The organism is Pseudohalioglobus sediminis, assembly GCF_008370495.1.
Classification (GTDB): Bacteria; Pseudomonadota; Gammaproteobacteria; order Pseudomonadales; family Halieaceae; genus Halioglobus.
This window is the reverse complement of sequence record NZ_VTUX01000005.1, coordinates 244,883-269,494: the sequence shown is the minus strand read 5'-3', so window position 1 is coordinate 269,494 and position 24,612 is coordinate 244,883. Positions and strand designations below refer to the sequence as shown.

The following is a 24,612-nucleotide window of genomic DNA, read 5'->3' as shown; positions in this document are numbered from 1 at the left end:
ATACCAGAAATCAATCTGCTTTCACGATCCGCTTCTGGGCACCTTCACCCAGCAACTGCACAGAACAGAATAGCCGGGACGCCGACGTGTGCTCGGTGAGCGCATCAGCGGCCATAAGAATCGCGCCCGCAGTCCAGGTCGGCTTTTCGTCCGGCCACAGCAGGTCTTCCACCATCTGGTAACCGGTCCAGTAGGACCCGTCCTGCAGGCGCCACTGGTGCAGCCAGCTGTAGACCTCCACCGCGCGAGCGTGATCACCCGCTGCGAGCAGGGCCAGCACCAGCTCGCAGGACTCGGCCACGGTCACCCAGGGTTCGTCAGAAACACAGCGACAACCCAGCCGGTTTTCCACGAACTCATCCCAGCGCGCCGCGAGACGGGCACGGGACTCTTTCTGCGGCAACACACCCGTGAGCACCGGGTAGAACCAGTCCATGGAATAGCGCGCCTTGCTCTCCCAGTTGCGGTCGAAGCGCTCGGGCTTGTGCCGCAGGGCGTTACCAAGGCGTTGACGCGCCTGCAACCAGTGCGGTCGCGGCTCATCGAGGGTATAGGCGATATTGTGGGCGCATTCCAGGCTCTTGTAGATAGAGCTGCAGCCGGTTACCAGTGCGTCATCCTTGGGCCTGCCCTCCCCATCTACCGCCCAGAGAATCTCACCGTGCTCTGTCTGCAGCGCCAGCACGAAGCCGATAGCGCTATCCACCATGGGCCACATGGCGCGCAGGAAATCGCGATCTTCGGTTATCAGGTAGTGATGCCAGATACCGGCTGCGATGTAAGCGACGAAATTGGTCTCGCGGCGCTCGTAATTGTCCACCTCTTCACCGCGATAGGCGGCCCACCAACTGCCGTCCGCCAGCTGCATGCTGTACAGCCATTCATATGCCTTGCGGGCGGCATCGTATTCTCCGCCGATAGACAGGCCCATCGCCGCCTCGACATGATCCCAGGGATCGGCGTAACCGCCTTCAAACCACGGTATCTCGCCGCTATCCCGTTGCGTTTGCAGGATAAATTCCACGGTGGGGCGCAGAAACTCGGCGGGGAACAGGCCGCGGCTCAGGTACAGACCGCTCATGCCGCGGCTCCCTTACGAAAATACATCACCACACTCTTGCCCATCAGTGGATTCATCATACGCTCGGTAACGCGCGTAAGCGCCGGGCGCTCCATCAGGTCCCAGACCAGCAGGCGATGATACTGGTTCACCAGCCAGTTGCTGTCCTGCTGCTCCCAGAACAGGCACTTCAGCCACCAGAACGGGGCGTGCAAGGCGTGCGCCCAGTGGCGGTGGTAGTGCTTGAAACCGAGCTGCTCGATATCGCCGCGCAACTCACTGGCGCGAAATATGCGGATATGGCCGCCCGGCGTATTGTAGTACTCCTCACTCAGGGCCCAGCATATTTTCTCTGGCCAGCGCCTTGGCACACTGGCACAGAACAGGCCCCCGGGCTTGAGTACGCGCTGGATCTCACGCAGAGCACCCTGGTAGTCAGGGATATGCTCCAGCACTTCACTGCAGATGACCTTGTCGAAAGTGTTGTCAGCGAAAGGCAGTTCCAGGGCATTGGCTGAAGACAGGCCAAAAGACTTTGCCGGGTTATCGGGTTCGGCGAAGTCGCTGAACTTTTCCTGGGTGGTCCTGAGGTCATCGAGAGACAGATCCACCCCGATGGAATGCACCTCTGCTTCCAGATACGCAGAGATCACATGGCGCCCCTCGCCACAGCCCAGGTCCAGGACGGTGTCGCCGGCCTGCAGCGGGAAGTGCTTGAAATCAACTGTTTGCATTAGCCAATACTTCCCGATAGTAGGCGGTCATTTCCCGTGCGCAAACCTGCCAGCAGAAGGCGTCGTCGATGCGCTGGCGCCCTGCCTCTCCGAGTTGGGCACGCCGCTGCGGGTCGCGCAAAAGACCATCTATCGCGTCAACCATGGCCTCCACATTTTTTGCCGGCACGATAATGCCGGCATCGCCAACCACTTCCGGCAACGCGCCGCCGTCTGTCGATACCACCGGTACGCCGCAGGCCATGGCTTCCGCTGCGGGCAGACCGAAGCCTTCATATACCGAGGGCACAATGGCCACGGTGGCTTCTGCGTAATAGCGCACCATCTGTTCGGTGCTGATACCGCTGACAAACTGGATGCGGTCGGTAAGCCCCAGCTTCTTCACCAACCTCTCGGTCTTGCCGCCGGGCAGCGGCTTGCTCACCATCAACAATTCCAGCTCCGGGTAGGTCTCCAGCAACCGGGCATAGGCCCTGACCAGGAACCGCGTGCCTTTGAGGGGAGCGTCAGCGCTGCAGGTGGCCATCAGGCGCAGGGGCCGGCGCTGGACGCCCTCCAGAGGGCGGAACATGTCTGTGTCGACGCCGTTGTGGACGATGCTGATGCCCGCAGGCTGCAGGCCGAAATCGCGGGCGATATCCTGGCGTGAGCAGTCGGAGACAGTGACAATATTGTGCAGCTGCTTGACCACTTTCTTCTGCATCTCCAGAAACGAGTGCCAACGCCGAATCAGCAGCCGCTCCCAGGGGTTGCGCGCAGCATTCAGGGCTATGCGCAAGTCCGAGGTAATCGGGTGGTGCACTGTGGTGACCAGCGGCAGGCCCATCTCCTGCAGTTCGAGCATCCCGTAGCTGAGACTCTGGTTGTCGTGGATAAGGTCGTACTCAGCGCCGTGCTGGCGCAGGTACTTCACCGCCCGACGACCAAACGTGTAGGGCTCGGCAAAGCCTCCGGTCAGCTTGCTGGTCCACTCGATGATGTTGGTAAACGAGCGCAGGTGATGTGGCCTTAGAGACAGTAGCCCGTTTTCGAACAGATCCAGGCTGGGTAGCTTGATCAAGCGTACCCGCGGGTCCAGGTGCGGATAGGGCGGCCCCGAAATCACGTCCACGGTGTGTCCCGCGTCAACCAGCCCTTTACTGAGGTAACGCAGGTAAACCCCCTGCCCGCCGCCGTGTGGCTGGCTGCGGTAACCCAGCAGGGCAATACGCAGCGGTTTATCCGCCAAGCCGGGCGCGGCGGCGTCTGCCGCTGCCAGGGGTTGCGCCGCTGCGGCGGATACTGACTCTAGCTGCCTGATGGGGGCATCCTCGTTTGCTGATGGCGGGGTAACAGTCTTTCGGGGCGGTGGACGCGCCTTCAAAGCGACTTTGCCCGCAAGACAAAAGCCCAAGATTGTAAGCAGCGCCTGCTCAAAAATCCACCCCCTGCAACTGCGGCGCCGGGGTACCGGCTCGCCAAATCAGCGCTGTTACCAGTATAATCAGCGCTCATATCCGGGGAATCCAGACATCCATGAGCGACACGGCCTACAAGGGCATTATCCTGGCAGGCGGGTCCGGCACTCGCCTGCATCCACTTACCAGCACCGTCTCCAAGCAACTGATGCCGGTATATGACAAGCCGATGATCTACTACCCGCTGGCAACCCTCATGCTGGCGGGCATTCGCGACATCCTGGTCATCACCACACCTCGCGACCAGGAAGCCTTCGCAGACCTGCTTGGCGATGGCTCCCGGTGGGGCGTCAGCATAAGCTACACGGTACAGCCGGATCCGGACGGCCTGGCTCAGGCTTTTATACTGGGCGAGGAATTCATCGGCACCGACAAGGTAGCCCTGGTACTGGGCGACAACATTTTCTACGGCGGCGGCTTCACCCTGAAACTGCGCAACGCCGCGCAGCGCGATTCCGGCGCCTCGGTCTTCGCCTACTACGTGCAGGACCCTGAGCGCTATGGCGTGGTGTCATTCGACAAGGACGGCGTGGCCCGGGACATCGAGGAAAAGCCCACCGACCCGAAGTCGCATTACGCGGTGACCGGCCTGTATTTCTACGACAACGACGTGGTGGATATCGCCAGGAGCATTACCCCCTCACCGCGGGGCGAGCTGGAGATCACCGACGTCAACAAGCGCTACCTGGAGCGCGGCGACCTCAAAGTGGAAGTCATGAGCCGCGGCAGCGCCTGGCTCGACACCGGCACCCACAACTCGCTGCTGGATGCGGCCAATTTTGTGCGCGTGGTCGAAGAGCGGCAGGGATTGAAAATCGCCTGTCCCGAGGAGGTCGCGTTCCGTATGGGTTACATTTCCGCGGAAGAGCTGCTGGCCCTGGCCGCACCACTGGAAAAGAGCGGCTACGGCCTCTATCTGAAGAGTCTGCTGAACGAACAGGGCATGGTGTTTCATGAAGTTTGAGCCCACCACCTTGCAGGGCGTCTACCTGCTGACACCGGATGTTTACGGCGACGAGCGCGGCTTCTTCATGGAGAGCTGGAATGCGCGCACCTTTGCCAACGCCGGCTTCGATATGGAATTTGTGCAGGACAATCACAGTCGCTCCGCCCGCGGTATTCTCCGCGGCATGCACTACCAGACGCAGCATACGCAGGGAAAATTGGTGCGGGTAACCGCCGGGGCAGTATTTGACGCAGTGGTGGATATGCGCCGCGACTCGCCCACCCTGGGACAGTGGTTCGGCGTTACCCTGAGCGAGGAAAACCGGCAAATGCTATGGGTACCGGCCGGGTTTGCACACGGCTTCTATGTGCTAACTGACGTTGCCGATTTCCAGTACAAGTGTACCGATATGTACCACCCCGAAAGCGAGATTTCGCTGGCCTGGGACGACCCCGCAGTCGGTATAGAGTGGCCGCTTATAGATGGCCAGGCGCCACAGCTCTCGGGCAAGGACGCGCAGGGGCTGCCCTTCAGCGAAGCCCCGCTGCTGGATTGACCCAAAGCGTATCGACTAAACCAGGAGCGGTCGCCACCAGGTCTCGTTATCCAGGTACCAGTCCAGCGTTTTCGACAACCCCGTCTCGAAGGTTTCAGCCGGAGAAAAGCCGAGTTCATCACTGATTTTTGTCGCATCGATGGCGTACCGCCAGTCGTGACCGGCCCGATCTTCGACAAAGGTGATCAAATCGCGGGCGCTGCCGCCACTGGCACCGGGGGCATCGGGAAAGCGCTGCGCCAGGTCCGGGCTGGCGCCAAAGCGCGAATCGAGTTGATCGCACAACAGGTGCACGATATCCAGGTTTGTCCACTCATTGTTGCCGCCGATGTTGTAGGTTTCCCCGACCCGACCCGCTAGCAGCACGTTTTCGATTCCCCGGCAGTGATCTTCCACGTACAGCCAGTCACGGATGTTGCTGCCATCACCATACACCGGCAAAGGTAATCCCCTGAGAATATTGGTGAGGCAAAGCGGTATCAGCTTCTCAGGGAAGTGATATGGCCCGTAGTTATTCGAGCAATTACTGGTTGTTACCTGCAGGCCATAGGTGTGATGGTAGGCCCGTACCAGGTGATCCGAGGCGGCCTTGCTCGCCGAATAGGGCGAATTTGGCTCGTACTTCTGCTCTTCATAAAAGCCCGGGGCATCCGCCGCCAGCGAGCCGTAAACCTCGTCTGTGGAAACATGGTGGAAACGATGCGACATCGCAGCGTCACCCCCGAGCCAGTATTCACGCGCGGCCTTCAACAGGGTGTGGGTGCCCACAACATTGGTTTCGATAAATGCATCCGGGCCGGTGATGGAACGATCCACGTGGCTTTCCGCAGCAAAGTGCACCACCGTATCGACCTCGTGCTCGCGCAGTGTGGCCAGCACCGTCGCCTGGTCGCAGATATCCGCATGCACGAAGTGAAAGCCCGCGCTACCCTCAAGCGTCGCCAGGTTTTCGCGGTTACCCGCGTAAGTGAGCGCGTCGTAGGCAACGATCACATCCTGCGGATGCTGGCGACGCCAGTAGTGCACAAAGTTGGCGCCGATGAAACCGGCCGCACCAGTGACCAATAGTGAACGGGGCAAGTTAACTCTCCTTCAGTTCCTGCAACATTTTCCGCAGCTGAACCCGCCAATGCACGCCGGCCACGCCAAGGGCTTCCCAGGTGTCCTGTTTATCCAGCACGCTGAATGATGGGCGCCGCGCCGGGGTCGGGTAAGCGCTGCCGGGAATCGGTAACACTCTCGGTGCGCAGTCTAGCAGGCCAAGGGCTGCTGACTCCTCGGCGATCGCCACCGCAAAATCATACCAGCTGCAGACACCCGCATCGGTCCAGTGATAAATGCCCTGCAGGGTCGGCCGATCGACGACCTGCCAGAGAGCGCGCGCCAGGCCGTTGGCCCAGGTTGGCGTGCCGACCTGGTCCGCAACCACGGACAGGGTGTCGCGCTCGGCCATCAAACGCAGCATGGTCTTGACGAAGTTGCCGCCAAAGGCGGAATACACCCAGGCCGTGCGCATGATGACCGCCGCCGGCAACGCGTTTCGTACCGCCTCCTCCCCCGCCAGCTTGCTGCGACCGTACTCGCCGAGGGGCGACGTGGCCGCCTCAGCCGTGTAGGGAGTAGAACTGTTGCCATCGAACACGAAATCGGTAGAAATATGCAGCATGCGTACGCCATGCTCGGCACACGCCGCTGCCAGATTGCCTGCGCCCTCAGCATTGATGCGCATGGCGGCATCCGCCTCGGTCTCGGCCTGGTCAACTGCGGTATAGGCGGCGGCGTTAATCAACACCTCGGGGCGCTGTTCGCCGACCACCCTGCTAACCGCTGCACTATCGGCAATGTCGAGTTGCCCTCGGCCCAGGGCCAGGCAGTCAACGCCATCCGGCACGCTGCGCTGCAGTTCACGCCCCAGCTGCCCACCGGCACCTGTCACCAGTACCCTGGTCATATTCTGTATCCGTCGCGCCCCATCTTCGCTGGTGCCTCCGCAAAAAGTTCGTCGTAAACCCGACAAGTGTATTGGGCCGCCGCGAGAATGCCCAGAATTTTTACGGGTCGCTGAAGATCCTGCGACAAACCCGGACTCAGTCCGACGCCGACTGCAGGATATTCGAGCCCGCTTGCAGCATCACTCGCGCCAGGGCGCCTCCACCGGAGAAGTTGATGTGGGTGACATCATGGTAGATGTAGCGCCCCTCCAGCGCAGCCCTGCACTGCCCCTGCTCACAGAGAAATGCCATGGGATCGATCATCCTCACCCCGCTTATGCCGGCGGCAATATGCTCCAGGCGCTGCCGTGTGCGGGTACGATTGTCTTCGTGCAGGCCCGCGGGATAAACCAATTGCAGCTCCTGGCAACTGTTGCCCGGGTGCAGCAGGCCGCTGCTGAACAGGCCACTCCAGCGCTGCGAGAGATCGAAACTGTCCAGGCCGATACAGCGCACCTCGGGATTGTCCGGCAGGTCCTGGATTGCCAGGTAGATAACCACCTCGTTACCGTGGTCCGCGAGCCAGCGCAGGGTATGCGCCAACGCATCTTCGAATTCGGGCTTGAAGTTGATGCTTCGGTCATCGAGATAGCGGTGCCAGGCCGCTGCCAAAACCACCGTACCGCGGTACCCGCCCTCAATCCATTCACGGATGTTCTCCATGCGCTCACGGTAACGCGGCCGCAGCTCGTTCAGGCCAGCTGAGTCAACACGATAGCGGTCCGCATCGACCAGGAAGGGAGAGCTGCCCGAGGTAATCATCAACCCCTGTTGGCCGGCGGCTTTCCCCAGCTGGTCAAACACCCCGGCAGCGGAATTGGCGTGGGAGTCACCGAGCAACAGAAAGCCCGGCGTCGAATCTGCATGCTCCCCGGCACCTATCAGGCAGCGTGAACTGGTATCTATTACCACCGACTTGTCATGGCAGGTCGGGAACAGCCGACCGGGTTCGTCATTGAGATAGGTAAGCGCCACGCCGCGCAAAGGTTCAACCAGGCGCTGCGGCCAGCCCTCGGTTTTGCGCAGGTACTGGTGGAAACCGACCGCACACACTATCGGCAGCACAAAAAGAACGGCAAAAACGCCGGTGAAATGCCAACCCGCCTGCCGCCGCACGGGCTGCTCTACCAGCAACCAGGTAAGCCACGCCAGTACCAGGCTGGCCAGCACAATAGCCAGGCCGGTGAATCCGCCCAACGCAATGTTCAGGTAATTGGCTGTTGCCACCAGCGGCCAGTGCCAGAGGTAAAGTGAATAGGAAATCAGGCCGATAAAAACCAGGGGGCCCTGCGACAGCAGGCGATAGCTGGCCGCGCGCGTGCTGACACCCCCGGTGTAGATGACCAACGCCGAGCCCAGGCAAACCCAGAACGCGTTGAAACCGGGAAAAACACTTTCGCGGGTCAGGGTGAACGCGGGCCACAATATCAACGCCAGACCAAGCAGGGACAGCAGCGACAGCACGGTCTCGCGAGGTCTCGGCAGATAGGCGCCGTACACCGCCAGCAGGCCGCCCAGCATCAGCTCAAACACTCTCGCCGGCAACAGGTAATACGCCAGCGCCGGTGCGTGGCGGGCCAGATACTCGGAACCAACCAGCGCCAGCATAAACAGCAGGGCCGCAAACGCAGTCAACTGCTCCCGCGGCATGCGCCGGGTGAGCGCATAGACTCCCAGCAGCAGTGGCGGCCACAACACGTAGAACTGCTCTTCCACCGCCAGGGACCAGGTGTGTATCAGCGGTATCAGCTCGGCATCGGCGGCAAAGTAGCTCTGCGTGGTTTCGAAAAAATGGAAATTGCCAAGGCCGACCAGTACGTAGCGCAAGCTTTCGCCGAGCGCGAGGTAGTCGCCAGGCATGAATACCAGGCCAGCTATCAACACGCTGGCTGCCACCACCAGGCAAAGGGCCGGCAGCAAACGCTTGAAGCGTCGCAGGTAAAACGCGGCGAAGCTGAAACGCCGCGAACGTACATCAGCCCATACCAGCCCGGTAATGAGGTAACCGGATATCACGAAGAACACATCCACGCCGACATAGCCGCCACTGACAGGGAAGCCGGCGTGATACCAGAGCACCAACAACACCGCGATGGCTCGCAGCCCGTCTATGTCTGGCCGGTATGTGCTTGCTGCTTTATACATGGTGGCGCTGGCGCTGTAATCGTGTGAGGCCCGGTCAGGCGCGCTAGCTTACGCAATTGCGCGCGGTTAGACTATGCGGCAAACAAAAACCTCCTGGTGCCCGAGATTTCCGACATCGCTTCCGAAGCCAACATTCGCTACCGGTGGATCGTTGCCGCAAGCCTGCTGGTCTCAGCCTGGCTGATCTGGCTCGACCCGCTGATAAACCGGGACGCCATCATATACTTGCGCGCGGCAGAGGCCTACCTGCAGGACGGGCTCGCCGCCAGCCAACAGGTATTCGGCCGCCCGCTGCTGCCTGTCTGCATCGCTTTGCTGCACCAACTCACCGGCATTCCGCTGCTCTATTCGGGCCTGCTTATCACCACCTTTTTTTACGTGGTGCTGTGCCTTGCCTTTGTGGATACGGTCCGGGTACTCGGCGGCAAGCGCAGCGTACAGCTGATCGCGGCCATCGTGATCCTCTCTCACCCGTGGATAAACCATACCCGCGCGTCAATTATGCGCGACCCGATATACCTCGCTTTCGTAATGCTGTCGCTGCGGGAGCTACTGCTCTATGTCCAGCACCAGACCGTAACACGGCAACTGCGCTGGACAGTGTTCGTATTGCTGGCGACCCTGTTTCGTTTCGAGGGTGCCTTTCTCGCAGTGCTCGCACCCCTGGCGCTATTGTTTACCAGGGACCTGCCACACCGGTTCCGGCGCTGCCTGCAATTCCTGGTGCCAGTGCTGCTGGCCGGCGGCATCGCGATGCTGGCGGTCTATGCGTACCAGAACCTGAGGGCTGAAGGCACACCCCTCTTCCCTGCGATCGGGCTGTATGTAGACAGGCTGCTTGCTTTTCCCGGGGTATTTACTGAACTGGCACGGGCCTCCGCTGAACCCATGCTCTTGTTCACCTCCCGGGAGGACGCACCGGTTGCGGCCGTCGCCGGGCTCGCCGCCATATTGCTGCTCAATCTGTGCCGGGCCATCACCTGGCCGTGGGTCCTGGTGCTGTTCTGGGGCGCGCGCGCCGGCATCGGCCACCGCTTCCGGCGCGACGACCTCGCAATTATCTTTGGCTACCTGCTGACGGTACTGCTCTACCTGTGTATTTTCACAGCGATCAATCGCTTCATGCTCGAGCGCTATGCCATACAGGCCGGCGTCTTGCTGTTGCTGTTCCTGCCCTTTTTCCTCAGCTCACTCTGGCACCGGGGCGGCTGGAAGAAATACCTGGTTGCCATTCTCCTGCTGGGTACCACCGCTGACACCCTGCACAACGGTGAACGTGACAAGCTGTTTATCGTCAGCGCGACACGCTGGGTTGCCGAGAACACTGCAGAACAGGCATCCGTGGTCACCAATGAGAAATACATCGCCCATTTCAGCCATAGGCAGGTCGACTGGAGTACGCTGCAGCGCAAGCGCTTCAAACTGGAATCTATCCTTGACGAGCCCGCGATCTGGCGGGACAGCGACTATCTGGTGGTGTACCTGCGCCCGCGCCAGGAAGCTTTCTGGCAACAGTTCGTGGCAACACACGCCCTGCAGGAACTGCGCTCGTTCGAAGGCGAGCGCACCGGGCGCGCCGTGGTCGTTGCCCTGAGACCCGCTGGTCCGCAGCTGCCGCCGCGCATAAACTAGTGCAGCGCATTCACTGAGGCTGCGACAATCGAAACCGAAGACAAAGCACCGCGCCAGCTTGAGCAGCTGGCACTGCAGTTGGCAAGCGACCAGCTGCCACAGGGCTGGCACATGGTGGGCAGTTCCGCCTATGCGCGCGTGATCGCGCAGCCCGACGAGAAACTTTATTACAAGGAGTTCCTGCCGCGCAGCCCACTCGAGACCGTGAAAGCTCTCGTCAAGGGCAGTCGCGCGACGCGGGCGCGCAAACAGAATGACGCCCTGCGGGAAGCCGGCATCGATGCCCCGCTCAACATCGCCTGGGGAAAGCTTCCCGGCGGCAGGGAATACCTTTTCAGCACGGCGATGCCCGGATATGGCGTGACCCGATGGCTACGCGAAGAATTGCCAGGGCGGGGTGATAGTTTCATGCGACGTCGCCGTAATTTGCTTTGCGGCCTGGGAGAGTTCATTGGCCGGCTGCATGCGGCCGGCTTTATCCACGGTGACCTGCGTACCAGCAACGTGCTGGCAGACTGGCGCGAAAACACTTTTCACTTTTCACTGATCGACAACGAGCGCAACACCCGGCGACAGCCCCCGGCAGGACGCGACCTGCTGCGCAACCTGATGCAACTCAGTATGTTGACGCCCGCGGACGTCAGCAACACTGACCGTATGCGATTTTTCCGGCAGTGGCGTCTGCAGATGCCGGAGCTCAATGACGCCGAAGCCAGGCTACTGGCCGTGGAGGCTCACCGCTGGGCGATGCGCCGGCTGCGCGCCAAGGGCAAACTCCAGGCCCCTGACTGATTCAGAATTCGTAGCCGAAGAGTTGCAGGTCTTCGGCGAAGTGTTCCCTGATCAAGGCCTCGCTGTCGGCGTCGTAGTACTGCCGGTAACTGCCGCGCGATGAGGGTTTGGCATGACCCAGTGTCGCGTTCACACCCAGGCGCTGGCAGATCGTTGCGAAATCCTGCTCCAGATTTTCAAAACGACCGATGAATTCCACCAGCAGTTCATCATTCTCGTTCACCAGCCAACGCCGCTGCGGCATGAACATTCGCGGCTGGTCGTAATAGCGGGGATCACGATCGACGTAACATCGCTGTAACCATTCGCTGAAGGGCAAGGTATGCTCAGCCAGCCCCGTCTGGTTGGTCCGCACGCGATAATGGTAGTGACTGACGACCTTGTCCCAGGGGTTGCGCACCATGGTAAAGGTGAATTTGCCTCGCCAGGCCTTTGCCCCCAGCTGCTGGTATTTTTCCAGGGCTGTACTGTGGTCCAGGCCAATCCCCAGCGCTTTCTCGATGCTGCTGCCCCCGGTTTTATTGATATGTATGAACACGTAGGAACGGAGATGACGCTCCCTCAGCGTGCGGTGCCAGTGCCTGAACTTGCTCGCCCCGTCCTGCAACAGGCCCATGAACGTACTCCTGTGATTTGTACACCCGCCCGGTAGCAGACGCAGCGGTCATCGTAGGGCTAGAATACCACGACACCACCAGCGACAGGACGCCTCATGAACCTTTACCCACCGCCGCGGGAGCACAACGCGTGAAACGTGTACACATCGTTGGCTGCCCTCGCAGCGGCACCACGCTGCTGATGGAACTTGCCAGCACCTGCTTTCATGCCGGCGGGTTTTGCGAGCACGAGCTGAGCATCTTCGAACCTGTAGTCGAGGTAGAGGGCGTCTACTTCACCAAGCAACCAAACGATATCAAGCAGTTGCGTCATATTTTCTATGCAGACCCGGCATTGCATATCATCTACATGGGCCGTGATCCCCGGGCGGTTATTACCAGCAAGCATCGCGAGAGCCCGGACCAGTATTTTTGCAACTACCGCGTATGGCGAGAGTGTGAGGACAGCGCCGAACGCTACGAGGCCCACCCCCGTTTCCTGCGCCTGCGCTACGAGGACCTGGTAAGCGACCCCGACGCGGTGCAGCAACAGATCCAGCAGCGCTTTACTTTCCTGCAACAGCTGCATCGCTTCAGCGAGTTCCAGCAGTTCGCGCGGCCTTCCGCAGCCTCCCAGCGCGCCATGAACGGACTGCGGGCCGTAAACCGCGAGAGCCTGCAGAAATGGCATGCACACCTGCCCCGGATCGCCCAGCAACTGGCGGCACACCCGCAAATGCAACAGGACCTGGTGCGACTGGGTTACGAACCCGACGAGCAATGGACGCAGATACTGCGAGGCGTCGAGGCGCAATCTTTCCCGTGCCGCTACCCGGAACGCAAGCCCTACCTGAAGGACTGGGAGCGCGACCTGCGCGTGTGGCTGAAGTCGCGGCGCTACCTGCGCCGCCGCACCGACTGAAAGCGCTACAGCAGGCGCGCGCCGCGCTCACCGTATTTTTCCAGGTGGCGTGCGCGAAAACGTGCCAGGTGGGGTTGTATGCGCGCCGCGACATCAGCGGCCGACTCGCCCATGGCGCCACAATACACCTCTAGAAACTGCCTGTAGGCGGCGCTGTCGACGCCGAGATCCTCGGCATTGACGGTAAAACGTGCCAGGTCCCGCGACTGCTGGCCGTGGCCTCTGGCGCATTGCTCCACCGCCTCCAGGTCCACCAGGAATAGCTGCTCACCCTGCCACAGCAGGTTACTCCACTTGCAGTCACCGTGGGCAAAACCGGCACTGTGCAGTTGCGCCAGCAGGCTACCGGCGTTGTCGAGCACGCGCTGGCGCCATGCCCGGGTGGACTCATCCAGCCAGATGGCCTTGATGTCGAGCGCACCGCGCAGCCCCTCTGTCACCAGCAACAACCCGTCCTGTCGCCGCAGGCAGGCCAGGGGCGCTGGCACCGGGATATCGCGATCCTGCAGCAGTCGGGCGGCATCGAACGCGCGCACGGCACGCCCCAAGCCAAAGCGAAAAGCCACGCGCTGCAGCAAGTGCTTGGCTGCGAAATACTTGCAGTACCGAAGCTGGCCCGCGTGTTCCAGCAGTGTGACCAGACTGTGATCGTCCCGCTTCAGCACGCGGCCATTCTCTGCCAGCCAACTGGCCGTGGCGCCACCCGGCAACACATCAGCCAGAGCGAAAGCTTCCGCTCCACCGCGCAGAACGGCCGCTGTCATCGCTGCTCACCCGGCGGTTCGCGCTGGTGTTCACTACGGTAGAGGCGTTCAGCGCGCACGGCCACCTCGCGCCACAGAGCGGCCTCGCCACGCAGCGCCTGGCGCAGGCCGCCGTCACTGTAGTGCGCGATAAACCGCAGCAGATCGCGCCGGGAGAGACCGCAGTCCATGGCCGAGAAGTATAGCCCGGCAAGGTCCTTGACCTGCCAGCGGCGCGGAGTACTGCCACGGATCTGCGCACGATGCAGATCGATCAGGTAACACCGCGGCACAGCCTCTGACAAGGTCGCCGTGTCGAGGTGAAAATGGCAAATGTAGAAATCGCGGTGATTGATCCCGGCGCGGTGCATACGCCCGGCACTGTCGGCCAGCTTGATAACCAGCTTCAGTCGCTCGGCAAAGGGCGGGGGTCGCTGTGCCCAATCGCGGCAGTAGTCCTCAAGACTTACCGTGCCGACGAGGTCGTCCGTCACGATCATTGAACGACGGCGGGCGGGATTCAGGCCCATGCTCGCATAAGCCGCCACGGACATGGTATCAACGCCTATTCCACGCAGTGCGGCAATGGCACGGTATTCATTGCTCGCGCCCAGCACCGGCAAACGCCCCTGCAGCAGATTCTTGAAAATCTCCTTCCAGCCGACGCCGGTATGCAGCTTGAGAAAGTAGGACTGCCTACCGAGTCGGAAGCGCAGGGTCTTGCGGCCTTCCTTGTTGCGATAGACGTCTTCCGGTGCCGCACTGTTCGCCACTGAAGCCGACCACTCCAACAGTGCCGGTGCACTACTGTCCACGGTACCGCCCGCTACCGCCAGGTCGTCACGGAGGAACGCTTCAGGCATTTTCATTTCCCTGTTTACCTTGCAACAACTGCTCTATCAGCTGTGCGCCCGTTGCATGCATGGAATACAGGTCTGTGAGGCGCGCGTAGGTCAATCCGGTCTCGCGACACTGGGAACGGTAGACGCCATCAAGCGAGCGCAGCAGCGCTGTGTTGAGGTCGTCCTGGGAATACGGGCTGCGCAGAACCATGCCGGCACGCGCGTCGGCGATGTGGTGGGCGTAACCGCAAACATCGGTGGTGATGACAGGCAGCCCGGCAACGAGCGCCTCCAGCAGCACGATGCCCGCCGCCTCGTCCAGGGCCGGATGTACCAGCGTGTCCGCCGCCAGCAGCAGGTCAGCCACGTCATCGCGCCCGCCGAGAAAGTGCACGCAGTCCGCTATGCCCAACTTTTTTGCCAGACGCCGGAAGCGACGCTCGCGGTCCTGCCCCACCACCAGCAGGCGCATGGGGTGATGCGGTTGCTCGGCACGGGCATTGGCGAGACCGCGTATGGCCCTGTCCAGGCCTTTCTTGATGAAACCGGAGCCCACGAACAGGAATACCTGTTCGCCCTCGGCAACAGCCAGTGCAGCGCGCGTCGCACGCCGCCGGGCCGGGGCGTCTTCCCCGGCACAGCGATCCCGTGAAATTCCCGGCGGCAACATGTGCATGCGCGCCTCGGGCGTCTGGTAGTAATGCAGGAACTTGGCCTTCTCTGTCTCCGATATCAGCAGTATTTCGGTAGCGGAATCGCGTCCGAATACGGCCTCTTCATAGGCGGCAAAGTGGCGAAAGCGTTTGCTCATTCGGTACAGGCGGCCGCGCTCATTGAAGGCCTTGTCGAGATAACAGGAGTCAGCCGCGTAATACACATCAAGGCCCGGCATCTTGTTGAAACCGATTACCCCGTCAACCGGATCCTGGTCCAGGTCGCGCTCCACCCATGCACTGAAACGTTCATTGCGCAGGTGGTTGCTGCGCGCCGAAACCGGTACGCGGCGCAGTTCGGCATCGGCGATTTCGTCACCCTGCCAGCTGTTGTAGTAGACACGGCAGTGATGCCCTCGCGCCTGTAGCGCTTCCACAAAGCGGCGAAAGTCGCGCTGCATGCCACCGTAGGGAAAATACTTGTACAGCAGCAGGGCCAGGCGCATGCTCAATCCGCCTGCGGCAGCATCGGCTGCAGTGCTGTCCATACCTGCTCCGGCTGGATGGCGTCCATCATGGCCACCGGGTCGTTGGTATCGGCAGCGCCCACCGGGGACTGGATATGCACCTGGTTGTGCCCATAGGCGCCAATCAGCCGGGTACTCGTGGGGCCGTAAAGCGACACTGTGGGCACGTCCAGCGCAGCGGCCAGGTGACCCAGGCCGGTGTCCACTGCAACCGCGCCACTGGCCTCCAGCAACAGTCCGGAGAGGCCCAGGAGATCCAGCCGCGGCAGCACTGCAGTGCCCGAGCTTTGCCCGGCAATGCGTTCGGCGCGGGCTCTCTCAGCCTCGCTGCCCCAGGGCAACCACACCGCATAACCGTCGGCCTCCGCCAGTTTCGCCAACTGCACCCAGTGAGGCTCGGGCCAGAGTTTTTCGTCGCGCGCCGTGCCGTGGAAGAATAGCAATCCGCGGGTGCTCTTGGTTTTACCATGGGTGAGATTTTCGCGGACACCGTAATCCCCCTGTGCCGTGGGTACGGGATAGTTAAGCGCCTTGGCAAACAGCATGCGCGTACGCTCCACTGCATGCATGTCTCGAGGCACGGCAATGCGGTAGTGATACGCCCTCGCAGCCAGCGGCTCGCGTGCGGACTGCTTGTCCAGGCCATAAATCGGTGCCTTGATCAGCCGCGAAACCAGCGCACTCTTCAGCAGGCCCTGCGCATCAATCACCGCGTCGTAATGCTGTGCCCGCACCTGGCGGCGAAACTCCCGCCACTCGGGACCGGTGAAATCCCGAAACGGGTGCTTGCGCCAACGGCGCAAAGCGATGGGCAGTGTCCGCTGCACCGCCGTGTGCCAGCCCGGAATCTCCGCGAACGCCTCCTCCACCACCCAGTCAAAGCGGATGCCCGGTATTGCCCGAGCCGCGTCGGTAAGCGCCGGCAGCGTGTGTACCACGTCCCCGAGGGAAGACATTTTAATGAGCAGGACGCGCATCAGTTTTCAGCAGCCGCAGCCATAAGATCGTCAAGTTTAGCAGCTACCAGTTCCACCGGCGTATCGCGCATGCAGCGATGGTGCTGCAGCGGGCACTCACGCTGGAAACACGGTGCACAGTCAATGTCGCCGATAACCACGCGGCTGTTATCGTTGAGCGGTGGCGTAAACCCGGGCGAGGTAGGTCCGTAAACCACTACCAGTGGTCGCGACAGCGCCGCCGCAATGTGCATCAACCCGGAATCATTGCTCACCACCGCATCTGCCAGCGACAGCGTGTCGACGGCTTCCGCCAGGGTGGTGTGGCCAGCCAGGTCATGACAGCGGTCGCCAGCGCCCGCATACGCGGCGATGGCTGCGGTCACCTCACGATCATTGGCGGAACCGAACAGCACCACCTGCCAGTCGCGCTGCAGGTATTGCTGCGCCAGCTCGGCGTAATACTCCGTCGGCCAACGCTTGGCCCCGCCAAACTCCGCACCGGGGCACAAAGCCAGCAGGGGCCGATCCTCGGCCAGCTTGAAGCGCCGACGACAGGCCTGTGCCTGCTCACCGTCAACCACCAGTCGCGGCGCGGGCAAGTGCTGAGGCAGCGACGCATCTTCGTCCAGTGCCAGCGCCGCGAACTGCTGCACCATCAGCGGCAATGCGTTCGGGTCCAGGCGGCGCAGGTCATTGAGCAGGCCGTAACGCATCTCGCCTCGCCAGCCGGTACGCCGCGGAATTCCGGCGAAGAATGGAATCAAAGCGGATTTGAATGAATTGGGCAGCAGGATCGCCTGGCCATAGCCCGCACAGCGCAGGCCGCGGCCTAATTTCCAGCGACGACCCAGAGCCGGCTCTCCGTGGCCGATAGGTTTGGTGATGGCGCGCTGCACCTCCGGCATCCTCGCCAATATGGGTTCGCTCCAGGCCGGAGCCAGCACATCGATTTCGACACCCGGTCGGGTCTGCTGCAGAAAGCGGTACAGCACCTGGGACATGACCATATCACCGACCCAGGAGGGACCAACCACCAACACTTTGTCTGCGCCGGCCGTCATCACTCGATCGCTTCGGCCTCAGCAAAGAGCGTATTCCAGCAGCGCACAACCTGTTCGCGCTCGGTGGCAAACAATGCGGCATCCACTTCCCCGGGTTGCTGTTGCAGAGCCAGCTGGTGGGCTGCGCCGCGGTATTGCAGGTAGGCCTCGGTAAGCGCCTGAGCCTCGCCTTCCGGCAACAGCTCTTCCCGCGCCAGGGTCTCCAGTATGCGCACGTTGTCCGACCAGTGCGCCAGCCGCGGATGACGGTTGGCCCAGGCGAGGACCGCGAACTGCACGATGAACTCGATATCCACAATACCACCGCTGCCCTGCTTGAGGTGGAAGCGGTCAGGCGCCTCCCTCGGCAGCAGGTGGTCGCGCATGCGCCGGCGCATTTTCACCACTTCAGCGGCCACTTCCGATTCATTCCTGGGCAGGCAGAGCACCTGTTCGCGAATGCCTGCAAACCTGTCTGCCACGCCGGAGTCGCCGGCGACAAACCGCGCCCTCACCAGGGCCTGGTGTTCCCAGGTCCAGGCGTCATCCTGCTGGTAGCGGGCAAAGCGCTCCAGCGAGGGTACCAGGGTGCCGGAATCGCCATCCGGCCGCAGGCGCATGTCCACCTCGTATAGCTGGCCCAGCGCCATGCGCGCTTCCAGTATGTGGATAATGCGCTGCCCCAGTCGCATGTAGAACACGGTGTTATCCAGCGCGCGCGCGCCACTGGTGCTGCCCTGCCTGGCGGCGTCGCTGACGAAGACCAGGTCAAGGTCGGAACCATAACCCAGTTCGATACCACCGAGCTTGCCGTAACCGAATACAGCAAAACCATAACCCTCCCCTTCACGCTGGGGCTCCCCGTGTTTGTGGGTCAGGTTGGCCCAGGCCACCGCCAGGACCTGCTCCAGTATGACTTCCGCGATCCAGGTCAGGTTGTCACTGACCTTCATTACCGGCAGCCGGCCCGCTATTTCACTTGCGGCCACACGCAACACCTGCGCAGCCTTGAAATAACGCAGTGCATCCATCTGCGCCTCGAGGTCATCCAGTGCCAACCGCGCCACCTGCTGGTTCAGCTCGCTGCGTAGTTCCTCTTTATCGGGAGGCTGGTACAGGCTGGCGCGGTCGAGCAACTCGTCCAGCAATACCGGGTGCCGCGCCATCTGCTCTGCAATCCACGGGCTGGCGCCACAGAGCATGACCAGCTCCGCCAGCGCCGGCAGGTTCTCGATCAATAGCACCAGGTAGGCACTGCGGCGGACCACGGCAACTACCAGCGGCAGCACGCGCTCCAGGGCAAGGTCAGGGTTCTCTGTCTCGCCGCAGGCGCGCAACAGCTGCGGCATGAACTGGTCCAGTCGTTCGCGGCCCTCGGACTGCAGGGCCACCACGCGTTTACTGGCGCGCAAGTCATGCAGGCGCTGCAAGCTGGCTTCCGGGTCGGCAAAGCCGATATCTGACAACGCCTCAACGGATATATTGTCGCCCCACAGGTCGCTGTCATCGGCAGCGACCTCTGCATCGGCATCATCTTCCGGCGGAGCGATCAGCTCAGAAAAATGCGCCGACACGGTCGCACGGTGGCTCTCCAGTGCGGCGCGGTAGGTATCCCATTCCTCAAATCCCATCACCGTCGCCATGGCCAGGCGCTGCAACTCATCTGTGGGCAATTCCTGGGTCTGCTGGTCGCGGTAACCCTGGATCGCGTGCTCGCTATCGCGGAGGAACAGGTAGGCGCTTTTCAGTTCATCTACCGCGTGGCGTGGCAGGCAACCCAGTTCTGCGCACTCGTCCAGTACCTTGAGCAGTTCCCGCTGCTGCAGCCCGAGATCGCGGCCGCCGCGAATCAGCTGGAAGCACTGGGCGATAAACTCGATCTCCCGGATGCCGCCATGCCCCAGCTTGACGTTGTCCTCCAACCCGCGGCGACGAACTTCCGCCGTGATCATCTGCTTCATGCCGCGCAGACTTTCGATAACCCCGAAATCCACATAACGTCGATAGATAAAGGGGCGCAGGCTCAGCATCAGCTCTGCGGCGCAGTCGGCATCGCCAGTAACCGGGTTAGCCTTGATCAGGGCATAACGCTCCCAGTCGCGCCCCTGGTCCTGGTAGTACTCCTCCAGCGCAGTGAAGTTGTGCACCAGCGCACCGCTTTCGCCATACGGACGCAGGCGCATGTCCACGCGAAAAACGAAGCCTTCGGGGGTAATCTGGTCCAGCGCTGCGATCACGCCCTGACCTACCTTGGTGAAAAATTCCTCATTGCTGATCGGGCGTTTTTCGCTGTCGGTGTACCCTGCCTCGGGGAAGGCAAAAATCAGGTCGATATCTGACGACACGTTCAGTTCCCTGGCGCCCAGCTTGCCCATGGCCAGCACTATCAGCTGTTGCGGCCGCCCGCTGCGTTTGCCGATGGGTGTGCCAAAGCGCCGCTCCAGCGCCTGCTGGCTAACACGCAAGGCCTCGCCGATGCAGGCCTCGGCGAGCAGTGACGTGTCGCGCACCGTTTCCAGAGTATCTGCCAGGCGGCAAAAATCGCGCCAGACAATACGCAACATGTGACGTTGTCGGTAACGTCGCAGCACGGATGACAGTTCCGCACCCTCGGCCTCCAGCTGCCCACGCAAGCCTTCGCGAAACTGCGCTTCCGGCAGGGTTGCCTGCAACTCACCGCTGGTCAGCAGCTCAAGCAGCAGGGCGGGCTTGCGCCGCGCGAGATCGGAAACAAACGGGCTACAGGCAAGCATGCGCGCAACTTGTGACGCCAGCGGTGCCGGCGCCACGGCGTCCTGCAGGGCCTGGGCACCGGGCGCGCTGGCGCGCTCCAGGATGTTGCTCCATGCAACGTCGGCCTGGGCGGCCAGGGGTTCGGGTAACGGGACTGTACTCAAACTCATATCGACGATCTTTAACGGCAGGCTCAGGCTTCGAGAACCGGCGCCACCCGCATCACTTCCTCTATGGTGGTTTGGCCACGGGCGACGCGAGTAGCGCCCGACAGGCGCAGCGTCCGCATACCTTCGCTCATGGCGCGCTCGCGAATGCTGCTGGTTTCCAGCTGTGTATGAATTTCGGCCTGGATCGCGGGGCTGTTAACCAGTACCTCATAGATGCCCTGGCGGCCCATGTAACCGGTGTTGCGACAGGCTTTGCAGCCGACCGGTCGCGCCACTTCCTGCGGCGCCTCCACCCGCCAGGGCGAGGTCAGCTGCTGCCAGGCGTCATGATCCAGCGGCTCGGTCGTCTTGCAATGGGTACAGAGCATACGCACCAGGCGCTGTGACATGACGCCGCGGACCGTGGCCTTGATCAGATAGGCCGGCACGCCCAGTTCCAGCAACCGCGACAGCGAGCTCGGGGAATCGTTGGTGTGCAGGGTGGACAGCACCAGGTGGCCAGTCAAAGCCGCCTGTACCGCCATGTTGGCGGTCTCCAGGTCACGTATCTCACCGATCATGATGATATCCGGGTCCTGGCGCATCAATGCGCGCACGCCAGAGGCAAAATCCAGCTCGATGCCGTGATTGACCTGCATCTGGTTGAAGGCAGGCTCCATCATTTCGATTGGATCCTCAATGGTACACACGTTGACCTCGGAGGTGGCCAGCTGGCGCAGCGTCGAGTACAGCGTCGTGGTTTTACCCGAACCGGTCGGCCCCGTGACCAGCACGATGCCGTTGCCCATACTCGTCATCTGGTGCCAACGGTCGAGGTCATCCTCGGCCAGGCCAAGTTGCTGGAAACTCTTCTGCAGCACGTCCGGGTCGAAGATGCGCATGACCAGTTTTTCGCCGAAAGCCGTGGGCAGCGTGGCCAGGCGCAACTCCACCTCGTTGCCCTCCGGGGTGCGCGTTTTCAGGCGACCATCCTGGGGTCGGCGTTTCTCCGCCACGTCCATGCGACCCAGAATCTTGATGCGGCTGGTCACTGCTGCGCCCACCTGCTGTGGCAATTCGTACACGCTGTGCAGAACCCCGTCGATACGAAAACGCACGTTGCCCACATCCCGCCGCGGCTCGATATGGATGTCACTGGCGCGCTGCTCGAAGGCGTATTGCAGAAGCCAGTCAACGATATTGACGATATGCTGGTCGTTGGCGTCCGGCTCATTCATCGAGCCGAGTTCCAGCATCTGCTCCAGGTTGTTGGTGCCCGGTCGCGCCTCCAGGCGTTCGGTGCCGCGTGCGCCGCGCACCGAGCCAGCCATGTTGTAGAACTCGGCAGTATGGCGGGCAATGTCCCGGGGATCTGCCAGCACCCGACGGATGCGCTTGCGCAACACGTGCTCCAGGTTGCCCTCCCAGGCATTGATATACGGCTCTGCGGAGGCGATCCACACCTCGTCGTCGTGAACTTCCACCGCGAGGATACGATGACGCTCGGCAAAGGCCTGGGACATCACCTCCGCCACGGCAGTAACGTTGATCTTGAGCGGGTCAATCTCGTAGGCGGGCTGGCTGGTCTGCTCACTAAGCCAGGCCAGCAATGCGTCCATGTCCAGGACGTGGCCCGGCCGCGCCCGATCGGCAATGCGCTGTTCAGCGAGGTAGATCAGGGGATGCACCTTAACGTGTGCGTTCTGGGCTACCCTGGCCAGATCCTCATCACTCAATCGACCGTCACTGTGCAATTGATGCGTCAGTGGCGCCAGCTCAAGGCGATGCTCCATTTTTTCTCCCCGAATGTTCCGCCAGGCCCCGCGCCCCTGCGCCACCGCCCTTCCAGGGGCAGCCCTCAACACTGGCCCGCTATGCTAGCACAGGGTCGACACACGCACCTCTTGATGTGGGTCATGGTGAAATGTGTCAGATATGTGAAGCTTTTGTGACAAACTCGCGCATGCTACCTACAATGCGTGCCTGCATCGCCTCCCATAACTGGAGAATAAGACATGGCCAGCAGAAATCCTCTGGGCAATTTGTTCGGGCGCTCACCTATCGGCCCGATTCAGGAACACATGCAGATCGCCACCGAGGCGGCTGAACATTTACCTGAGCTAATCCAGGCCGCGGCGGACAACGACTGGACCCGGGCCAAGGAAATCCACAAGGCGATCAACGCCGCGGAAAAAGAGGCCGACAAGCTGAAGCGCTCGGTGCGCCGCCACCTGCCCAAGAGCCTGTTCCTTCCCGTGCCCCGCTCCGACCTGCTGGGACTGGTGACCATCCAGGACCAGGTAGCCAATACCGCCAAGGATTTTTCCAGCATCGTCATGGGCCGGGACCTGCGTTTCCCCGACAAGTTGTTGCCTGCGGTTATGGATCTGACCGCTACCTGCGTGGCCTGCTGCCAGAACGCGCTGGCTGCCATTCAGGAGCTGGACGAACTGCTGGAAGTAGGCTTCACCGGACTGGAAGTGAAACGCGTTGAAGCCATGCTCAAGGAACTCGACAAACTCGAACGCAGTACCGACAAACAACAGTTCACCCTGCGTCGCAAACTTTTCCGCCTGGAAAGTGAACTGCCCCCTGTCGATGTGATGTTCTATTACCGCGCTATGGCGCTGCTGGGCACCCTGGCAGACAGCGCTGAAAGCGTGGGCGACCGCCTGCAAATCCTGTTGGCCAAATAAGAGAGGGGGGTCCAAGCATGGAAATTATCGCCCAGTACGGCACTATCTTCCTGATCATGGCATGCATGTTCGGCTTCTTTATGGCCTGGGGCATCGGTGCCAACGACGTCGCCAACGCCATGGGAACCTCGGTGGGTTCGCGCGCGTTGACCATCAAGCAGGCGATCCTCATCGCCATGATTTTCGAGTTCCTCGGCGCCTATCTCGCCGGCGGGGAGGTCACATCCACGATACGCAAAGGCATCATTGACCCGGCAGTCATGGAAGACGAGCCCCAGCTGATGGTGTACGGCATGATGTCGGCACTGCTGGCGGCGGGCACCTGGCTGCTGATAGCGAGCATGAAAGGCTGGCCCGTCTCCACTACCCACTCTATCGTCGGCGCAATTGTCGGCTTTGCCTCGGTTGGCATCTCCATGGATGCGGTCCACTGGGGCAAGGTGGGCGGCATTGTCGCTTCCTGGGTGGTGTCGCCCGTGCTCGCGGGCACGATCTCCTTCGGCCTGTTTATCAGCGTGAAGAAGTTGATCCTGGACACGGAGGACCCGTTCAACAGGGCCAAGAAGTTCATCCCGGTGTACATGTGGATGGTCGGCTTCATGATCTGCATGGTCACCTTGCTGAAGGGTCTCAAGCACGTGGGAATAGACTTCGATCTTGGCCTCGGCAGCAAGTTTGCCAATGCCCTGCCAATCGCGGCCCTGGCTGGACTGCTGGTTGCCGGCTTCGGTGCGCTGCTACTGCGCAACATCAAGGACGACCGCGACCACGAAAACCGCTTTGGCAGCGTGGAACGCGTATTCGCTGTGTTGATGGTATTCACCGCCTGCTCCATGGCCTTTGCCCACGGCTCCAACGACGTGGCCAATGCGGTTGGTCCGCTGGCCGCCATCGCCAGCACCGTGCAGTCCGGTGGTGAAATTGCGGCCAAGTCCGCCATGCCCTGGTGGATCCTGCTGGTCGGTGCGCTGGGTATTGTCATCGGCCTGGCCACCTATGGCTGGAAAGTGATTACCACCGTGGGCCGCAAGATCACCGAACTCACCCCCAGTCGCGGTTTTGCTGCGGAGCTGGGTGCGGCCGCGACCGTGGTACTGGCCTCGGCAACCGGTCTGCCGATATCGACAACCCACACCCTGGTGGGCGCTGTACTCGGTGTCGGCTTTGCCCGCGGCATCGCCGCGCTCAATTTGCGGGTGATCGGCAACATCTTCATGTCATGGATCATTACCCTGCCCGCCGGCGCCGGCCTGGCGATTCTCTTCTTCTTCCTGTTCAAGGGTATATTCAACCCCTGATTCAGGCTCAAAGCGCGGTAACGGGCAGCGTTCGCAGTCCGGCCGCGCAACGACTACACTAGGCGCTCCCCTCCTGCAGTGACAAGGTGTCATCGCGGGGTTCTGCTGTTGCAGCCCAATCACTTGTCACAGTGGCCGAGA

Annotated in this window: 21 protein-coding genes; 7 read left to right on the top strand and 14 right to left on the bottom strand. The window is 61.6% G+C overall.

What is annotated here, in order from left to right:
* Window positions 1-10: 10 nt before the first annotated feature.
* Genes F0M18_RS12520 through F0M18_RS12510 form a run of 3 tightly spaced genes read right to left on the bottom strand, consistent with a single transcriptional unit; the run spans window position 11 to window position 3,022 of the window.
* On the bottom strand, window positions 11-1,081 hold the full coding sequence (locus tag F0M18_RS12520; RefSeq protein WP_149611782.1) for a prenyltransferase/squalene oxidase repeat-containing protein: 1,071 nt from the start codon (window positions 1,079-1,081) through the stop codon (window positions 11-13).
* A complete protein-coding gene (locus F0M18_RS12515; protein ID WP_149611781.1) occupies window positions 1,078-1,794 on the bottom strand; it encodes a class I SAM-dependent methyltransferase in 717 nt (238 codons plus the stop codon). Before F0M18_RS12515 ends, F0M18_RS12520 begins: the two co-directional genes overlap by 4 nt.
* On the bottom strand, window positions 1,781-3,022 hold the full coding sequence (locus F0M18_RS12510; protein ID WP_262500932.1) for a glycosyltransferase family 4 protein: 1,242 nt from the start codon (window positions 3,020-3,022) through the stop codon (window positions 1,781-1,783). Before F0M18_RS12510 ends, F0M18_RS12515 begins: the two co-directional genes overlap by 14 nt.
* A gap of 287 nt (window positions 3,023-3,309) precedes the next feature.
* On the opposite strand from F0M18_RS12510, the gene rfbA reads away from it, so the two are divergent.
* Complete coding sequence (gene rfbA, locus F0M18_RS12505) at window positions 3,310-4,215, top strand: glucose-1-phosphate thymidylyltransferase RfbA (RefSeq protein WP_149611780.1); 906 nt, start codon at window positions 3,310-3,312, stop codon at window positions 4,213-4,215.
* On the top strand, window positions 4,205-4,753 hold the full coding sequence (rfbC, locus tag F0M18_RS12500; protein WP_149611779.1) for a dTDP-4-dehydrorhamnose 3,5-epimerase: 549 nt from the start codon (window positions 4,205-4,207) through the stop codon (window positions 4,751-4,753). The genes rfbA and rfbC overlap by 11 nt, the downstream gene beginning before the upstream one ends.
* Window positions 4,754-4,768: 15 nt before the next feature.
* Here the strand turns inward: rfbC and rfbB are convergent, their stop codons facing one another.
* The 3 genes from rfbB to F0M18_RS12485 all read right to left on the bottom strand — a co-directional run bounded on the left by rfbB (window position 4,769) and on the right by F0M18_RS12485 (window position 8,889).
* Window positions 4,769-5,833: a dTDP-glucose 4,6-dehydratase gene (rfbB, locus tag F0M18_RS12495; RefSeq protein ID WP_149611778.1), complete on the bottom strand. Its 1,065-nt coding sequence runs from the start codon at window positions 5,831-5,833 to the stop codon at window positions 4,769-4,771.
* Window position 5,834: 1 nt separating this feature from the next.
* Window positions 5,835-6,704, bottom strand: a complete 870-nt coding sequence (gene rfbD / locus F0M18_RS12490) for a dTDP-4-dehydrorhamnose reductase (RefSeq protein ID WP_149611777.1) — start codon at window positions 6,702-6,704, stop codon at window positions 5,835-5,837.
* 136 nt (window positions 6,705-6,840) lie between these two features.
* Window positions 6,841-8,889, bottom strand: a complete 2,049-nt coding sequence (locus F0M18_RS12485) for an acyltransferase family protein (RefSeq protein WP_149611776.1) — start codon at window positions 8,887-8,889, stop codon at window positions 6,841-6,843.
* A 96-nt stretch (window positions 8,890-8,985) separates the two neighbouring features.
* Here F0M18_RS12485 and F0M18_RS12480 point away from each other — a divergent pair, with 96 nt between their 5' ends.
* A complete protein-coding gene (locus tag F0M18_RS12480; RefSeq protein WP_149611775.1) occupies window positions 8,986-10,521 on the top strand; it encodes a hypothetical protein in 1,536 nt (511 codons plus the stop codon).
* 78 nt (window positions 10,522-10,599) lie between these two features.
* A complete protein-coding gene (locus F0M18_RS12475; protein ID WP_149611774.1) occupies window positions 10,600-11,313 on the top strand; it encodes a lipopolysaccharide kinase InaA family protein in 714 nt (237 codons plus the stop codon).
* 1 nt (window position 11,314) lies between these two features.
* On the opposite strand, the gene F0M18_RS12470 is transcribed toward F0M18_RS12475, so the two are convergent.
* Window positions 11,315-11,929: a sulfotransferase family 2 domain-containing protein gene (locus tag F0M18_RS12470; RefSeq protein WP_149611773.1), complete on the bottom strand. Its 615-nt coding sequence runs from the start codon at window positions 11,927-11,929 to the stop codon at window positions 11,315-11,317.
* Window positions 11,930-12,060: 131 nt separating this feature from the next.
* On the opposite strand from F0M18_RS12470, the gene F0M18_RS12465 reads away from it, so the two are divergent.
* Window positions 12,061-12,831 (top strand): sulfotransferase, encoded by a 771-nt coding sequence (locus tag F0M18_RS12465; RefSeq protein WP_149611772.1) that lies wholly within the window; start codon window positions 12,061-12,063, stop codon window positions 12,829-12,831.
* Window positions 12,832-12,836: 5 nt separating this feature from the next.
* On the opposite strand, the gene F0M18_RS12460 is transcribed toward F0M18_RS12465, so the two are convergent.
* The 7 genes from F0M18_RS12460 to F0M18_RS12430 are packed head-to-tail and all read right to left on the bottom strand — an operon-like array spanning window position 12,837 to window position 22,270.
* Window positions 12,837-13,595, bottom strand: a complete 759-nt coding sequence (locus tag F0M18_RS12460) for a lipopolysaccharide kinase InaA family protein (protein ID WP_149611771.1) — start codon at window positions 13,593-13,595, stop codon at window positions 12,837-12,839.
* Window positions 13,592-14,437 carry a lipopolysaccharide core heptose(I) kinase RfaP gene (rfaP, locus tag F0M18_RS12455; RefSeq protein ID WP_149611770.1) on the bottom strand — a complete coding sequence of 282 codons (846 nt, stop codon included), beginning with the start codon at window positions 14,435-14,437 and terminating at the stop codon, window positions 13,592-13,594. The genes F0M18_RS12460 and rfaP overlap by 4 nt, the downstream gene beginning before the upstream one ends.
* The gene (locus tag F0M18_RS12450) at window positions 14,430-15,617 is read right to left on the bottom strand and encodes a glycosyltransferase family 4 protein (protein ID WP_262500931.1); all 1,188 of its coding nucleotides are present in this window, start codon (window positions 15,615-15,617) and stop codon (window positions 14,430-14,432) included. Before F0M18_RS12450 ends, rfaP begins: the two co-directional genes overlap by 8 nt.
* A complete protein-coding gene (gene waaC, locus F0M18_RS12445; protein WP_149611769.1) occupies window positions 15,578-16,573 on the bottom strand; it encodes a lipopolysaccharide heptosyltransferase I in 996 nt (331 codons plus the stop codon). Before waaC ends, F0M18_RS12450 begins: the two co-directional genes overlap by 40 nt.
* Window positions 16,573-17,616: a lipopolysaccharide heptosyltransferase II gene (gene waaF / locus F0M18_RS12440; RefSeq protein WP_149611768.1), complete on the bottom strand. Its 1,044-nt coding sequence runs from the start codon at window positions 17,614-17,616 to the stop codon at window positions 16,573-16,575. Before waaF ends, waaC begins: the two co-directional genes overlap by 1 nt.
* Window positions 17,616-20,498 carry a bifunctional [glutamate--ammonia ligase]-adenylyl-L-tyrosine phosphorylase/[glutamate--ammonia-ligase] adenylyltransferase gene (gene glnE, locus F0M18_RS12435; RefSeq protein ID WP_149611767.1) on the bottom strand — a complete coding sequence of 961 codons (2,883 nt, stop codon included), beginning with the start codon at window positions 20,496-20,498 and terminating at the stop codon, window positions 17,616-17,618. Before glnE ends, waaF begins: the two co-directional genes overlap by 1 nt.
* 23 nt (window positions 20,499-20,521) lie before the next feature.
* Window positions 20,522-22,270, bottom strand: coding sequence for a GspE/PulE family protein (locus F0M18_RS12430; protein ID WP_149611766.1), 1,749 nt, complete (start codon window positions 22,268-22,270; stop codon window positions 20,522-20,524).
* A 222-nt stretch (window positions 22,271-22,492) separates the two neighbouring features.
* On the opposite strand from F0M18_RS12430, the gene F0M18_RS12425 reads away from it, so the two are divergent.
* Both F0M18_RS12425 and F0M18_RS12420 read left to right on the top strand, forming a co-directional pair.
* A complete protein-coding gene (locus F0M18_RS12425; protein ID WP_149611765.1) occupies window positions 22,493-23,173 on the top strand; it encodes a TIGR00153 family protein in 681 nt (226 codons plus the stop codon).
* A gap of 17 nt (window positions 23,174-23,190) precedes the next feature.
* Window positions 23,191-24,471, top strand: a complete 1,281-nt coding sequence (locus F0M18_RS12420) for an inorganic phosphate transporter (protein ID WP_149611764.1) — start codon at window positions 23,191-23,193, stop codon at window positions 24,469-24,471.
* The last annotated feature ends 141 nt before the right edge of the window (window positions 24,472-24,612 follow it).

Bases quoted from the DNA above. Each gene is read 5' to 3' on its own strand.
- F0M18_RS12520 (WP_149611782.1), bottom strand. From the start codon at position 1,081: ATGAGCGGTCTGTACCTGAGCCGCGGCCTGTTCCCCGCCGAGTTTCTG.
- F0M18_RS12515 (WP_149611781.1), bottom strand. From the start codon at position 1,794: ATGCAAACAGTTGATTTCAAGCACTTCCCGCTGCAGGCCGGCGACACC.
- rfbA (WP_149611780.1), top strand. From the start codon at position 3,310: ATGAGCGACACGGCCTACAAGGGCATTATCCTGGCAGGCGGGTCCGGC.
- rfbC (WP_149611779.1), top strand. From the start codon at position 4,205: ATGAAGTTTGAGCCCACCACCTTGCAGGGCGTCTACCTGCTGACACCG.
- rfbD (WP_149611777.1), bottom strand. From the start codon at position 6,704: ATGACCAGGGTACTGGTGACAGGTGCCGGTGGGCAGCTGGGGCGTGAA.
- F0M18_RS12485 (WP_149611776.1), bottom strand. From the start codon at position 8,889: ATGTATAAAGCAGCAAGCACATACCGGCCAGACATAGACGGGCTGCGA.
- F0M18_RS12470 (WP_149611773.1), bottom strand. From the start codon at position 11,929: ATGGGCCTGTTGCAGGACGGGGCGAGCAAGTTCAGGCACTGGCACCGC.
- F0M18_RS12460 (WP_149611771.1), bottom strand. From the start codon at position 13,595: ATGACAGCGGCCGTTCTGCGCGGTGGAGCGGAAGCTTTCGCTCTGGCT.
- rfaP (WP_149611770.1), bottom strand. From the start codon at position 14,437: ATGCCTGAAGCGTTCCTCCGTGACGACCTGGCGGTAGCGGGCGGTACC.
- F0M18_RS12450 (WP_262500931.1), bottom strand. From the start codon at position 15,617: ATGGACAGCACTGCAGCCGATGCTGCCGCAGGCGGATTGAGCATGCGC.
- waaC (WP_149611769.1), bottom strand. From the start codon at position 16,573: ATGCGCGTCCTGCTCATTAAAATGTCTTCCCTCGGGGACGTGGTACAC.
- waaF (WP_149611768.1), bottom strand. From the start codon at position 17,616: ATGACGGCCGGCGCAGACAAAGTGTTGGTGGTTGGTCCCTCCTGGGTC.
- glnE (WP_149611767.1), bottom strand. From the start codon at position 20,498: ATGAGTTTGAGTACAGTCCCGTTACCCGAACCCCTGGCCGCCCAGGCC.
- F0M18_RS12430 (WP_149611766.1), bottom strand. From the start codon at position 22,270: ATGGAGCATCGCCTTGAGCTGGCGCCACTGACGCATCAATTGCACAGT.
- F0M18_RS12425 (WP_149611765.1), top strand. From the start codon at position 22,493: ATGGCCAGCAGAAATCCTCTGGGCAATTTGTTCGGGCGCTCACCTATC.
- F0M18_RS12420 (WP_149611764.1), top strand. From the start codon at position 23,191: ATGGAAATTATCGCCCAGTACGGCACTATCTTCCTGATCATGGCATGC.